This window comes from Pseudoalteromonas sp. S558 (assembly GCF_005886635.1).
Taxonomy (GTDB): domain Bacteria; phylum Pseudomonadota; class Gammaproteobacteria; order Enterobacterales; family Alteromonadaceae; genus Pseudoalteromonas; species Pseudoalteromonas aliena.
The window spans coordinates 1-14805 of the sequence record NZ_PNDU01000226.1 but is presented as its reverse complement, the minus strand read 5'-3'; the positions used below and the strand labels follow the sequence as shown (position 1 = coordinate 14805).

Here is a 14805-nt window from a genome sequence, read left to right as displayed (position 1 = left end):
GGATTGAAATTTGTTCAATCTAGGGGCGATTTAATCGCGGCGCGAGGTTTGTAACCTAGTGGGCTAAGTAAAAACCGAGCAACAAAGAGTTAATCGTCCCTAGAAAGAACCCAAAGGGCAGCGCATGTTTGGCATTTATGCTGCGTTATCGCCTATTTATGGGGAACACCACACACCATAGGCTCTGCCTTGCTTAAACACCAAACAGTCTGCTGTAAACTCAACCACCAAAGATCAACACGCCCTCATCCATAACCATTAAAAAAGGCATCATTTGATGCCTTTTACTATATAAAAGTATTATTCTTTGCTATTTTATATATAAATAAACCATTGAGTTGTTAATTTGAAAATTGTTCCTATTTCACAGTTACTCCCTGGTATGTTTGTACAAAGTGTCACTAAACAAACAGGTCGTATTAAAATAAAAAATCAAGGCTGGGTTAAAACTCAAGCCGGCATTGATAAACTTAAAAAAGCAGGCATTTTAGAAGTCGAAATAGACCCTGATAAAACACTCATCGAGTCAGTCCCCGAAAAACAACCACTTGATATCCCTACTCCACTTAAAAAACGCGATCCTTGGCAAAAAGTACACAGTGCAGAACAAGAAATGGGGAAGGCCAAAAAACTATACGACGAAGCTAGAACGTTACAAACTAAAGCGTTTAAAGACATAAAAGCAGGTCGTGATATAGACATAACCCCTTTTAGAGAACTTGCCAGTGGCTTTATAGATTCTGTATTTAGGAATCAAGATGCGCTTGCGTGCCTTACGCAAATGCGCCAAAAAGATGCTTACTTACTTGAGCACTCTATTAATGTTTCAATTTTAATGAGTATCTTTGCAAAACATTTAAATATAGAAAAAGACATAATAGAAGAGCTAACTACTGGTGCACTTTTGCACGATATAGGAAAAATAAAGATTCCTGATGAAGTACTTAATAAGCCAGGACGTTTTACTGAAGCTGAATTTGAGATAATGAAAAACCACTCACTGTTTAGCAAAGAAATTCTAGAAGAAGCAGGACTAACAGGTATTGCTGTTGATATTGCAGGTATGCATCATGAGCGGCTAGATGGTAAAGGTTATCCATTTGGTAAAAAAGGCGAAGAGATAAGCCAATATGTACGAATGTCTTCTATTGTTGATGTGTATGATGCACTCACTGCTGAGCGAGTATATAAAGCAGGAATGGAGCCAATAAAAGCATTTAAAATATTAAAAGACGGCTGCCCAGATAGCTTTGACCCTGTATTACTGAATAAATTTATTCAGTGTATTGGCATCCATCCTGTAGGTACTCTGGTGAGGTTATCAAGCCAAAAAATTGGGTTAGTTACCGAAAGCAACCCTGCGACACCTTTAAAGCCCATCGTTAAAACGTTCTACAGCGCTAAACATAGTCGCTACACTGAAATAAAAGATATAGATTTAGCAAGTAAAAAGACCTTGGATTCACTTGAGTCTGCGGTTAAGGCTAAAGAATATAATATTGATATAGAACGTTTTTATAAAAATACGATTCTACCTTAAATTAATTTTGCTACTTCAAAGTAAAAAGCACCTATGAAGTAGCTTATAGCCCTTATACCAGTTGCATTAAATTAGCGAACTATTATAGCGATACGAAAATAGCTCAATAACAAGACTAAAATTATGACATAGTGTTGTTATCAATAATTGCTCCGTGCATTGCTCACCTTCCTGCATCCATGCAGTCGGCTATAAATAATTTTTAACATAATTAGTGAGTTATTTAAGACGCTATAATGATCATGTTTTTAATAAAATTGATATTATTCAGGCCAATCTTGCAATGCTTTTAAGCTAAACTCATATCCATCAAAATCTAGAACACTTTGCTCAGGTGTAATTTCGCGAACAGTGAGCGCACCGATACTTTCACCTTCATGAAGTTCTCGCCCATTAAGCTTTATCCAGCGCTTATCGGCACTTGATGAATAAATATGTGCTTGATATTTTATTGGAGGCAAAATAACCTGCAATCCATCAGGCAATAACTCAACAGGATCAACGCGAGAAGAATGACGGGTTCCTTGCGTTACTTCGTAATCTTGATTTTTTTCTGCATCTTGCACTGCTTGAACAAACGCATTTTTTAAAGTAGTGGGTACTGCATCAAGCTCTGGGTCACTAACTTGCGGTTGCTCAGTGCTGCCATTTATTGGCTTGCCAAGAACTTTATACTTACTCATATCAAGTTGCGCCGATGCCGTATTTTGATTTTGCCCAAATACCGACGAATTTTGTACATTACTCGGATTATAATTAGTTTGTGGATTAAATGCTTGCTGATTATAATTTTGAACAGGCATGACCTGCTGCACAAACTGTTGCTGATTATAACCAGTGGCACTCAAGGGGGTATTTAATGGCATAGGAATATATTGTCCGCTCAGTGTTAGTAGCATTTGCTGCACACCATTAGGTGTTTGCACATGTACCAACTGCCCTTCTATTGTGGCGGTATTTGTTGCAGCGACTTTATTGGCTGACTCTAATTGAGCTAATTGCTGCTTTTGAAGCTCAGCATCCTCTGTATCAGGCTTTATTTCAGGCGCTGGTATTTTACTTTCAACCACTTTAAGTTCATCAGCTACCGAGGTTTTTAATAAAGGGCTCACTTGCAGCCATTTACCTGTTGTAAAACCCGTTGCAACGGCAATAAACGCGACCAAACTTCCGCCAAATATCAATGCTAATCGTCTGTAACGTTTAAGTGCTTGCTGCTGTTTTAATTGTTCTGACTGTAAATCATATTGCTCAGCACTCATATCAGCTTGTTCTGACTGTTTTAATGCATCTAATAAATAAGACATAACTACCTAACTATAAAATAAATGAAAGCCCAATACCGACTGTAAATAAAGCAGCGAACGCAATGCCATATGACCAAAAAGAAATAGAGTTTTGCGGTTTTTTATTGGTTGAGGCAATAAAATCCATAGGAAGTGATTCATGGGCTGACTTTTTTATTATATCGCCATCAACAACTAACTGCTGTTTTGCAAAAGTGCCCACTAAAGCTCGCTCACATACTAAGTTCATTAGGCGGGGCACCCCACCCGTTAATTGATGCACAGCTTGCATAGCATCCATTGAAAATATTCCCTTATCACACCCAGCTATATGTAGCCGATGTTTAATATAGGCTACGGTTTGTCCTTGCGTAAGTGGCAATAAATGGTAACGAGCTGTTATTCGCTGAGCCAGTTGCCTCAGCTCATTTCGCTTTAAAAGCTCCTGTAGTTCAGGTTGACCCACGAGCACTATTTGTAATAGTTTTTTATGATCGGTTTCTATATTTGTCAGCAAACGCAATTGTTCAAGCACATTGGGTGCAAGCAACTGCGCTTCATCAATAATTAGTATGGTATGCCCACCCGATTTATTATTTGTCTCTAAATGCTTTTTTATAATATCGGTAAGGCTTTTTAGCGTTGCGTTTTGTGTATCATAACTAATTTTTAACTCGTCACAAATACTGGCTAATAATTCAAGCTCTGAAAGTGCTGGGTTATGGATCATAGCCACTTGTGTATTTTCAGGAAGCTGCTCTAGCATACTGCGGGTAATTGTCGTTTTTCCTGTACCTACTTCACCCGTTAATAATACAAATCCTCCATCTTCACCCAATCCGTAGGTAAGGTGTGCTAAGGCTTCTTTATGTCGTTCACTTAAAAATAAGTAGTGAGGGTTAGGCGAGATAGAAAATGGTTTTTCGTTCAGGCCAAAATAGCTTAAATACACCGTGATGTTCCTTCGTCAATAAATCACGGCCTATAATGGCAAAAAAACGCTTGCAGTGACAACACTGTAAGCGCTTTATTATTGAAATAACGTAAATTTATGTAAAATAAAGTGCACATTACAAAAAAGAGTCTGAGTATTTACTTTTCGTAGCGCACTAAACGTAAATACACATCACTGGTTTTAGCATGCAGGCTATTTAAACCACTATCAAATTGATAAACCCAAGCTGAGCTCATGTTGCTGACTCCTGAGGTACTAGACCAATAATTTTGTAGCTTAGTGCCAAAAAAAACAGTTTCATTAATACTTGGCTCTGTACAGCTATGCTCTAAAATACTTGCCAGCTCTTTAATATTGGGCACTTGCCAATCATCATGCTTTGCGGTTGCATCGTTAACCGCTACCTTTAATGCTTCTTGCCAAGTAAGTGATGGTGTAGAGCCATCACAATTATTAGTCTGCGCATTGTATACTTGTCCATAGCTACAACGCTGCCACATTAAACCTGTTTGTGGATCCGATACAGTGCCATCCGTGTTTATAACAAATCGGTCAGTTGGCGTTGTTGTATCGGTTGATGAGTAACAAGTTTGTTCGGCGGCAAGATTAAAGCTCAGAGCCATTATCGTTAATGCGTAAAATGATGTTATTTTCATAATTTTCTCCTAACGGCTTCTGACTAAGCGGACATAAGCCGTTTTATCTTTAGGGTAGGCAAGATCATTACCACTACTCATATCTATTATATAAGCTTGCGATAAACTCGTTCCATCAGCCGCCGTTTGCGACGTCCAATAAGGCAAGCTGACCCCACTTATAGCTCCAGCTAAGGGAATATGAGGAAAAATGCTCGTATCTATTAGTACTCTTTGTCCTTGCTTACCGTAATCAATTAAGCCTAATAACTCTGTATAAGTAGGTACTCGCCAATTTGTACCACCACAAAAATCAACAGCGTTAACTTCATTAATATACGTTTGTAAGCCGCAGTCGGTATCACTTGGACATGTGGTGTTAGCACCACCTGTAGTTGCAGCACCGGAATCTGCATCACTTAAATTCCAAGTGTAATGATTTTGACCGTCACGTAACGGGGTATTTGGTAAAGAACCCGATATTACGCTTTTCACTTCCCAAACCAAGCCCGTTACATTATCGCGAATACAACTAAAGTTAGTGCTGTCGTCAGCAACTTCATCTGCAAACTCATTCAGCTTTGTATAATCAAACGCTAAGTTACCTTGGCCCACTTTATCTAGACGATTAGCAAAGCTATCACGACCAAGCTCTGCATCTTGACCCGGAAAGTCATCATTATCGCAATTTATGCGCAGAGTATTGTTGTAACATTCACCAACACCACTGTCATTTATAAGCCCCAGTGATTTTGGTGATACATCAATAAATAGCGCATCTGTATCGGTGCGTCCTTTCGAATCAGTTACCGTTACCTCAAAGCTTAATATTGTATCTGTATCTACATCGGAGGCAAAAAATGTTGTTATACATTGGCTACTATCAGTCAGTGCCTCAGTACTTCCGGTAAGTTGTTGCCATTTACACTGATATGTATCAGTAACTGTTTCACTGCTAGTTGCATCTAAAGTTACTTGTTCGAACTCTTCAATATTTTGATCTTCTCCAGCATTTGCATCTACTAACTCATTCGTTTTATTGAGTGTCATAGTGTATTGCGTACTGGCCTCACCGCCTTCATCATCAGTGACTGTTAATTGCCACGATAAATTCTCACTACTTTCCAATAAAGGATGTGAAAAACTAAGGGTAGCCTCATTGAAAGTAGTAATATTTAAATCTGGACCTGATAACAGCTGCCATAAATAGCTATTAATTTGACCGTTTTCATCTGGATCACTTGATTCGAGACCACTTAAAGTTACAGTGTCTTTGTATACAGAAGGGGGAGTTACTGGTAACGTTTGTGTAATAACAGCGAGGGGGAGTTGATTATTAGAACTAACTGAAATAGAAACATCGTCACTTACGGCACTACTACCTGAGCTTTGATAACTAACTCGTAAAACGATATTGCTGTCGGTTTTAATATCAGGTGCCGTAAGTGTTTGCTCTGCACCATCAAGCGGAAAACCGTCTAAACTTGGGCCACTTACTTGTTGCCACGTAAATGTACCATCGGCGGGAGAGCCCTGTGCAGTAATGGTAAATTCAGTTTTTTCGATAACACTTAAATCAGCTCCAGCATTAACCGATGCCTCTACAGCTAAATTATCATCACTACCACCACCGCCTCCACATGCACTCAGTAAGCTGCAAGAAATGAGAGGAATTAAAGCAAACGCTTTCATGCGCAGCACCTTCTATGTTAAATAATTACTATAGTGTAATCACAAGCAATAAAGATGCCATTAAAATTTACATATAAGTATCTTGATGAATGCGTACAAACAACTTCGTACCTATTTTACTGTAATCTACTTTGTATTCACGCCCATCTAAAGCTTGAATAAACAGAAGTTGTTTTTCTTCGCCAAACAAATCAGCACTTCCAACATACACGACTTCTAAGTATCGCTCTTTCGCATCGCGGCGATTTTTTGGCAGTTCTTCTTTAAATGGTTCTAAACCACTTTGCGTCACTTTAATCCGAGGGTGTGATTCCGAATTTACAATAACTAAATCAAGTTTTCGATCTTTATGTATTATGGTATTTCGACCACTTTTTAAAAAGGCTCTTTCTTGGCTCATTACGATTCCTACTATCGCAGTTTAATCTCTTACTTGCGATGCTATAAACTGACTGGGTTGATGCTTCCATTTATTCAAGTTAGCACTGAAATCCCAAACATCTCTATCTAATACACTGGCAGGCAATAATAAATCATAACCTGTTAGCAGTTGAAGGAACTTAGCTCTGTTTGCAAACATAGCTATAAGTCCATTATAGCAAATCCCTTTTTGGGATTTATATTGTGTGTCTTCTATTAACCATTCTGATGGGCAATTACCATTTTTGCAATGTTTTTGAACAGCTTGCATAAATAAATATCGTTGCTCTATAAGTAGTTTGCCTGCGATTCGAGGAGCAATATCTGCTAAAAACTCATCTATATCATTTACTTTCACTCCCACAGCATTCAATTCTATGTATTCAAAACTATCTTTTACTTTAGGTATGCCACTGTGATGAAAATTAGCATGAGGCAAACGCCAAGAACCATATTTATGGTTATAAACAAGTGTTGCTTCATCTAATACTAAACTATAAAAAGGCTCTTGAGTTTTTAAAAAACCAACAAAAATGGCAACTAGGCAAACACTCACTAAAAAAATTTCTAAAATACTGATTTCACCTGGGCGTAATAAATTAAATGCCATAATAAATGCCATAATAAATGCCAACCCAACAGCACCTACTATTAATATTTCAATACCATTGCGAGTACCTTGCGCTCTATATTTTATATTATTTTTACCCATGCTGATAAAACACCATGTAAAATATAAACATAATAATAGCCCATGCAATGACTTTTCTGGCCCTTATACAAGCCTTGCAGGATGTTTTAAAATTCATATATTTACCTCTTTAATTGCAACAAAACAGGTACGCACTATTATTCTCATCAACTTTTACGCTTAACGCACAAATTTATGAGACACATAACCGTCTTTCTCCGGTCTTATTTCGTACAATAGTTACAATTAATTTTCAGGTATGAAAACGATGTACTCAAGACAATCAGGCAAAGCTCTTTTCCCATTTATTATTACGCTATTGCTAATATTTAGCGTCTACTTATATTTACCGTCTAGCCATGGCGAACAAACAGATTTCTCTAAAATGTCTACTCAGGTATCTGCGCATACTGTTACCTCACAAGAAAATGCTGTCATGATCGAGGCCATCGGCAGTGCACGTGCAAATCAAGCCATTTATATAAAAAGCGCACAAAACGATTATGTCACAGATATTTACTTTAAAGATGGTGACTTAGTCAGTAAAGGCCAAAAGTTAGTACAACTGCAAAGTAAGCAAGAACAACTTGCTGTTAAAGAGTTAAGTATTAATCTACAAGAAGAAAAACGCCAGCTCAATCGACTAACCGAACTTTCACGCTCGCAATCAACTGCAAAGTCGTTATTAGAAGAACAGCTATCTCGTGTTGATGCAACTAAAGCGCAGCTAGAAAGCGCTACGGTAAAACTAAATGAAATGACAATAACCGCACCGTTTTCTGGTCTTTTAGGTAAGCGTGAAATATCGGTAGGTGCTTATGTTAGCAACGCAACAATAATAACTACGCTTGATGATATTAGTATTATTAAAGTTGATTTTAAAGTACCTGAAAAATACTTGGCGCAACTTAGCGTGAGTATGAAAGTACTTACTCAAAACGACGCTTACCCAGATAAAACCTTCACCGGTAAAGTAACACATATTAGCTCACGTATTGACTTTGTAACACGCAGTGTTGAAGTAACAGCAAGTTTTGCTAATAAATCAGGGTTATTACGCCCAGGTATGCTACTTAACACCGCACTCGAGCTTAGCAGCAATCAAGCTTTGATGGTGCCAGAAAAAGCGGTGATACCTTTGCAAGACAAACACTTTGTTTTTCAAATTAAAGGCGGTATAGCTAATCGTATTGAAGTACATGTTGCTAGCAGAAACAACGGCTGGGTTGCTATTGATGAAGGCTTAACAGACGGCCAGCAAATTGTTACCGAAGGGCTGATAAAAATTCGCTCTGGAAGTAAAGTAAGCGTAAAGGGGTAATATGTGAAGATTACAGATACTAGCGTCAAACGCCCCGTTTTTGCCATTGTAATAAATTTACTGCTCCTGACTTTTGGAGTGGTTGCATTTACCATGCTGCCACTTCGAGAATACCCTGATATTGAAACACCTATTGTAAACATCAGTACTGAATATACCGGCGCTTCTGCGGAAATTATAGAAACCAAAATCACCCAAGTTATCGAAAACCGCATCTCGGGTATTGAAGGTATTAAAAGTATTAATTCGTCGAGTCGTAATGGACGTTCAAACATTACTATTGAGTTTGATATAAACCGCGACATAGACGCCGCATCTAACGATGTACGCGAGCGCGTAGCCCGTGCACTTGATAGTTTGCCCGATCAAGTTCGACCGCCAGAAGTCTCTAAATCTAACAGCGATGAAAGCCCAATAGCATGGTTTGTATTAAACAGCGAAACAATGGACTCATTGCAGTTATCTGATTATGCACAGCGTTTTATAGTTGACCGTTTAGCCGTAGTAGATGGTGTATCTAATGTACGCATTGGTGGTGAACGCCAATATGCCATGAAAATTTGGCTTAATCGCCAAGCAATGGCCGCACGGGGTATTACCTCAAGCGATATAGAAAACACACTTCGTACAGAAAACGTTGAGTTACCGGCTGGCGAAATAGAATCTATAGACCGTGACTTTACCGTGCGAACGGCACGTAGCTATAAAGATCAACGCGATTTTGAAAATCTGGTTATTAAACGCGGTGAAGAAGGTTATTTAGTGCGTTTAGGTGAAGTCGCCGATGTTCACCTTGAAGCCGCCGATGACGAAAGCTTGTTTCGTGGTAACGGCCGCAACATGATTGGTTTAGGCATTGTAAAACAAGCTAAAGCAAACACACTAACAGTAGTCGATAACGCACGTAGCGAACTTGAAAAAATCAAACGAAACTTACCTGAAGGGACCACTATTCAAGATAGCTATGATTCGTCTGTATTTATTAAAGAATCAATTAGTGAAGTTTACAGCACGCTTGCTATCTCTATGGGTTTAGTCGTGCTCGTTATATTTTTGTTTTTAGGCAATATAAGGGCAACACTTATACCAGCAGTGACTGTACCTGTCGCATTAGTTGGTAGCTTTATGTTTTTATTAGCTATGGGTTACTCAATCAACTTACTTACCCTACTAGCGCTAGTACTCGCTATCGGTTTAGTGGTAGATGATGCCATTGTCATGCTTGAAAACATTCACCGTCGTATTGAACTGGGTGAGCCGCCGTTACTAGCTGCATTTAGAGGCGCGCGTGAAGTCGGTTTTGCAATAGTAGCAACCACTCTTGTACTTATATCTGTGTTTGTACCATTGGTATTTATGGATGGTCGAATCGGTGCATTATTTACAGAATTCGCTATGGCGGTAAGTGCTGCCGTGTTTTTCTCAAGTGTTACGGCACTAACACTGGCACCTGCGCTATGCTCTAAAGTACTTAAAGTATCAGATAAACCAAATAAATTTAGCCAATGGATGGACCGTCAATTTACTAAAATTGAAGTAAGTTACCGCAAGTCACTCTCTACTAATATAACCCGTAAATGGGGCTTAATGGTGAGCTTATTATTAGCGGGCTTTGTTAGTTACTCACTGTTTTTACAAGTCCCTTCTGAGCTAACACCAAAAGAAGACCGTGGTACATTCTTTATTATGATGAGCGGCCCTGAAGGGGCAAGCTACGAAAACAACGCCGCTAATATGGCTAAAATAGAAGAGCGCTTAATGCCCTATTCTGAATCTGGCGAGCTAAGCCGTGTATTAATAAGGGTACCTGGCTGGGGCGGCAGCGGTGGTGTTGCTATTGTTGGCATGGCCGATTGGGATAAACGTAAACGCTCTACATGGGAAGTAATGGATGAAATAAGCGGTAAAATGCAAGAAGTGACTGATGTTCGTGCATTTGCCATTATGCGCCGTGGTATTGGCGGTGGTGGCTCATCTCGCCCTATTGAGTTTGTATTGCAAGGTAATGATTACGCACAACTTGCCGACTGGCGTGACCGTATAATTAAGCGTGCTGAGCAAAACCCTGGTCTTGTAAGAATTGACCATGATTACAAAGAAACTTTCCCGCAATTTTTAGTCAGCATAGATAAAAACAAAGCGGCTGATTTAGGCGTGTCGGTATCAGATGTAGGCCGTACGCTCGAAACAATGCTTGGTCAGCGCCGAGTAACTACCTTTATTGATCGTGGTGAAGAATATGATGTGATTTTAAAAGGAACAAAGGAAGACTTTGCTAACCCGACCGACATTTCGAATATCTACCTAAAATCACGTAGCGGTGAACTAGTGCCACTTGATAGCCTTATCAGCTTAAAAGAGGAAGCAACAGCCTCTCGCTTAAACCGTTACAACCGTATGCGCGCAATAACGCTAAGCGCCAACTTAGCGGATGGCTATACGCTTGAAGAAGCACTTAACTTTTTAAACGAAGTCGCTGCTGAGGAAAACGATATAGACGGTGCAGTAGACTACAAAGGTGAGTCGCAACTTTATTACGAAGGCGCATCAGCAATGACCTACGTATTTATACTCGCGTTAACCGTTACCTTTTTAGTACTTGCGGCGCAGTTTGAAAGCTTTATGCACCCGTTTGTAATTATGCTTACCGTACCACTTGGTTTAATGGGTGCTATGTTTGGCCTTTGGGCTACAGGGCTTACCTTGAATATTTACAGCCAAATAGGTATTGTTATGCTCATCGGGTTAAGTGCTAAAAACGGCATACTCATTGTTGAATTTACTAACCAATTACGCGATAAAGGCGTTGAATTTAGTGAAGCAATACTACAAGCTGCTACACAGCGCTTGCGCCCAATTATTATGACGTCATTAACAACCGTTATGAGCGCAGTGCCTTTAGTACTTGCCTCAGGCCCAGGTGCTGAAAGCCGCATGGTGATCGGTGTAGTCGTGTTTACAGGGGTTATTGTATCGACCCTACTGACGCTTTTTGTTGTACCAGCTGCATATTATGCACTTGCACGTAACACACAATCACCTGAGTTTTTACAGCAAAAATTAGACAAACAAGCCGCTGAAAAACCTTTCGAAGAGATCTAGTCTTTTAATTGCGCCGTAACCTTGTTGTTGCGGCGCATACAATTTATGCTCGCCTTAAACCCCATATACATTTTAGGAATACTTATGAGCTCAACAACGCAAGTAGCAACATTTGGTGGCGGCTGTTTTTGGTGTATAGATGCTGCATTTAGACGAGTAAAGGGTGTATTAGAGGTTAGTTCTGGCTATACAGGCGGACAAACTAACAACCCAACATATGATTCTGTATGCTCAGGCACAACCGGTCACGCTGAGGTTGTTGAAATTGAATTTGACGCGACTGTAGTTAGCTTTGAAACACTGTTAGCAATGTTTTTTACTCTGCATGATGCAACACAGTTGAATCGCCAAGGTAACGATATAGGCACGCAGTACCGAAGTGTTGTGTATTATCATGATGACACTCAGCTAAAACAAACCAATGAGATAATAGCTCAACTGCAAAGTCATGTAAGTAATCCGATTGTTACAGAAGTAAGCCCTGCTACCACTTATTACCCAGCAGAGCACTATCACCAAGACTATTACAATGAAAACCCACAGCAGGGTTATTGCAGTATTTTAATCGCGCCAAAATTACATAAGTTTGAAACCGTATTTAAAGAGTTTTTAACTGATTAATACCAATCTAAATAAGTATAGAAGCTATTTAACGATAATAAAATTGCGCTCTAACTAGGAAAAAACTTTATATCTAGTGGTTCTAAATAAAAAATTTATAACGACGTTAGCGTGTGATTTAATCCGTTAAACTGTTTAGAGGTCTACGCAGGTTGGTATAACTTAAAAGTAAACAGAAAAAGCAAAAAGCCCGATAATTTATCGGGCTTTTGTATTTTTAATAACTAAATAATAAATTTAGAACTGGTAGCTAATCCCAGCAAATACTTGTCTGCTGGGTGCGGTGTAACCTAAAAGCTCACCACTTGCGGCAAAGCCAATACCCGCAGTGAAGTACTCTTTATCAGTTAAGTTTTCAATACGTGCATGTAGCGCTAGATTATCTAAAAGCTGATAGTTAGCAGCAATATTAAACACAGTAAACGCTGCAATTTCTGTATCGTAGTATGAAATTGAATCGCGAGCTGAGCGATATAGCATGGTTAGATTGGCGTCAAAATGTCCCCACCTTTTAGTTAGTGTATAATTAAATGCTTCAGATGGGCGACGCGCCAACTCTTTACCCGTAGTTTCATCTTCTGTATCTAAAAAACTTAAGTTAGCGTTATGTTCAAACCCTAACGCGCTAAACTCAGCACTAATTTCAACCCCTTGCATAGACACACGCGCAACATTTGAAGGTACATATTTTCCCAAATTAGCGTCATATTGGTTTTCAATTAAGTTTGTAATATTATTATCAAAAATAGTAATATCGTAACGACCCCATTTTGTTGTAAGCGTAATGCCCAGCTCATTATTCACAGCCTCTTCGGGCTTAATATCGCTGTTACCTACATAATAGAGGCTATTCGTTACAAACGCGTTCACCAATGATGGTGCTCTAAATGCTGTACCGTGACTTGCACGAACGCTAATATATTTATTAGCTTTATAACCAACACCTGTACTGTATGTATTAGCGCGACCGTGGTAATCGTAATCATCGGTTCTAATAACAGCACTAGCAAGCCATATGTCATCATCATAAAAAGCACCAATAAATAATGCTTTATTATCGCGTTTTTCATGTAATGAAGTTGCTGTAGAACCGGATAAATCTTCTTGTAATAAATTAACACCGCCACTTAGTTCTAGTGTTTGAGTTAAAGTATATAGACCACGATATTCTGCTTCAAAACGTTCAGTACTATAAAAAGTATTTACTGCAGTCCCTGTTTGCTCATTTTCTTCTTGCGATAAACTGACTGAAACACCTTGATTATAATTTTGAGAGCTTTTTTCCCAACCTAATTTAGCGATATAGTTTTCAAAATCATAAGCGTCGCTAGAGTATGCCGAATCGTATTCGCCCTCACCTTCACTATACTGTGCTTGTGCGCTAAATTGACCCAAGTCTTCAGTATGATAGCTTAAGTTAAAACCAATATTTTTATTTCTATAGCCATCATCATCATGATCTTTAGTAATTGCAGCAGTAGGGTCTTTTTCAGTAACATCAAAGCCATCTGTTTCTTCATAACCTGCATTGTATTTAAAGCTCAACGCATCTTTAGCTACCCCACCTGCTAGCTGATAGTTTGAGTAACTATTGCTACCAAATGTAGCAGATAAAGTATTATTAATTGCATCACGAGTAATGATGTTAATAACCCCTGCGATTGCATCTGAACCATAAATGGCCGCGCGAGCACCTTTGATAACTTCGATACGTTCAATGCTATTAACTGGGATGTTAGTAAGCGACACACTACCCGAAGTCGCATCACTTATCCTAACACCATCCACCAAAACCAATGTGTACTTTGCCGACGCGCCACGTACAAATACATCCGCTTTTTGCCCAAAGCCCCCATTACTTACAATATCAAGACCAACAACTGTATTTAAAAGGGAAGGTAAATCGCGTACGTTACTTACTTCTATTTCAGCACGTTCAATAACATTTACGCTCGCTAAAACATCATTAATTGATTGCTCAAACTTGTTAGCTGTAACGGTTATTTTTTCAATTGATTGTTCTGCACCAGACGCAGAAAATGAAAGCGCAGCAGAAATTGCAACGCCAAGGGTTGTTTTGTTTAGCATGAGATCCCCTACCTTTGCCCACCGCAAAGATTTAAGTAAGTAAGATTGCATCAAGGCCGGTCTCCGGACTCAGTAAGCACATAAAAACATGCCATACTTTACCGTTGCGGGGGCAGTGTTGGGTTTGTAGTCATCGTGAAAACGCACCAACTTCCCGATTATCCTGCTAAAAACTTATTAACTTGAAGCGTTTAGCAAGCACCTTGAAAATATGCCGCTATTGTGGGTATTTTGTTGATAAATGTCAATGGACGTCTATATAGCTAAATACAGATTTACCAATGTGAGTTATGAAAGAACAAGCCCATATAATACCAATTTTATTAAAAACATGATCATTCTAGCGTATTAAATAACTCACTAACTACGTTAAAAACTATTTATATAGAACAACTATGTATCATAGTTTTAGCCTTGTTATTGCGCTATTTTCTTATCGCTATAATAGATCACT

The 14805-nt window shown here is 39.0% G+C and carries 11 protein-coding genes and 1 riboswitch; of the genes, 4 read left to right on the top strand and 7 right to left on the bottom strand.

What is annotated here, in order from left to right:
• The first annotated feature begins 346 nt into the window (after positions 1-346).
• A complete protein-coding gene (locus CWB66_RS15175; protein WP_077535742.1) occupies positions 347-1540 on the top strand; it encodes a cyclic di-GMP phosphodiesterase in 1194 nt (397 codons plus the stop codon).
• Positions 1541-1803: 263 nt separating this feature from the next.
• Here the strand turns inward: CWB66_RS15175 and CWB66_RS15170 are convergent, their stop codons facing one another.
• The 6 genes from CWB66_RS15170 to CWB66_RS15145 all read right to left on the bottom strand — a co-directional run bounded on the left by CWB66_RS15170 (position 1804) and on the right by CWB66_RS15145 (position 7240).
• Positions 1804-2847, bottom strand: coding sequence for a general secretion pathway protein GspB (locus tag CWB66_RS15170; RefSeq protein WP_138586016.1), 1044 nt, complete (start codon positions 2845-2847; stop codon positions 1804-1806).
• A gap of 10 nt (positions 2848-2857) precedes the next feature.
• Positions 2858-3778, bottom strand: a complete 921-nt coding sequence (locus CWB66_RS15165) for an ExeA family protein (RefSeq protein ID WP_138586015.1) — start codon at positions 3776-3778, stop codon at positions 2858-2860.
• A 140-nt stretch (positions 3779-3918) separates the two neighbouring features.
• The gene (locus CWB66_RS15160) at positions 3919-4437 is read right to left on the bottom strand and encodes an Lcl C-terminal domain-containing protein (protein WP_138586014.1); all 519 of its coding nucleotides are present in this window, start codon (positions 4435-4437) and stop codon (positions 3919-3921) included.
• Positions 4438-4446: 9 nt separating this feature from the next.
• A complete protein-coding gene (locus tag CWB66_RS15155; RefSeq protein ID WP_138586013.1) occupies positions 4447-6108 on the bottom strand; it encodes an Lcl C-terminal domain-containing protein in 1662 nt (553 codons plus the stop codon).
• A 67-nt stretch (positions 6109-6175) separates the two neighbouring features.
• Positions 6176-6508: a hypothetical protein gene (locus tag CWB66_RS15150; RefSeq protein ID WP_138586012.1), complete on the bottom strand. Its 333-nt coding sequence runs from the start codon at positions 6506-6508 to the stop codon at positions 6176-6178.
• A gap of 21 nt (positions 6509-6529) precedes the next feature.
• Positions 6530-7240: a DUF2982 domain-containing protein gene (locus tag CWB66_RS15145; RefSeq protein ID WP_138586011.1), complete on the bottom strand. Its 711-nt coding sequence runs from the start codon at positions 7238-7240 to the stop codon at positions 6530-6532.
• A 247-nt stretch (positions 7241-7487) separates the two neighbouring features.
• On the opposite strand from CWB66_RS15145, the gene CWB66_RS15140 reads away from it, so the two are divergent.
• The 3 genes from CWB66_RS15140 to msrA all read left to right on the top strand — a co-directional run bounded on the left by CWB66_RS15140 (position 7488) and on the right by msrA (position 12263).
• Positions 7488-8540, top strand: a complete 1053-nt coding sequence (locus CWB66_RS15140) for an efflux RND transporter periplasmic adaptor subunit (protein ID WP_138586010.1) — start codon at positions 7488-7490, stop codon at positions 8538-8540.
• 3 nt (positions 8541-8543) lie between these two features.
• The gene (locus CWB66_RS15135) at positions 8544-11642 is read left to right on the top strand and encodes an efflux RND transporter permease subunit (RefSeq protein ID WP_138586009.1); all 3099 of its coding nucleotides are present in this window, start codon (positions 8544-8546) and stop codon (positions 11640-11642) included.
• An 84-nt stretch (positions 11643-11726) separates the two neighbouring features.
• Complete coding sequence (msrA, locus tag CWB66_RS15130; protein WP_138586008.1) at positions 11727-12263, top strand: peptide-methionine (S)-S-oxide reductase MsrA; 537 nt, start codon at positions 11727-11729, stop codon at positions 12261-12263.
• A gap of 237 nt (positions 12264-12500) precedes the next feature.
• Here msrA and CWB66_RS15125 read toward each other — a convergent pair whose 3' ends face one another.
• Positions 12501-14351 (bottom strand): TonB-dependent receptor domain-containing protein, encoded by a 1851-nt coding sequence (locus tag CWB66_RS15125; RefSeq protein ID WP_138586007.1) that lies wholly within the window; start codon positions 14349-14351, stop codon positions 12501-12503.
• A 37-nt stretch (positions 14352-14388) separates the two neighbouring features.
• A riboswitch (cobalamin riboswitch) is annotated at positions 14389-14572 on the bottom strand.
• Positions 14573-14805: the final 233 nt, after the last annotated feature.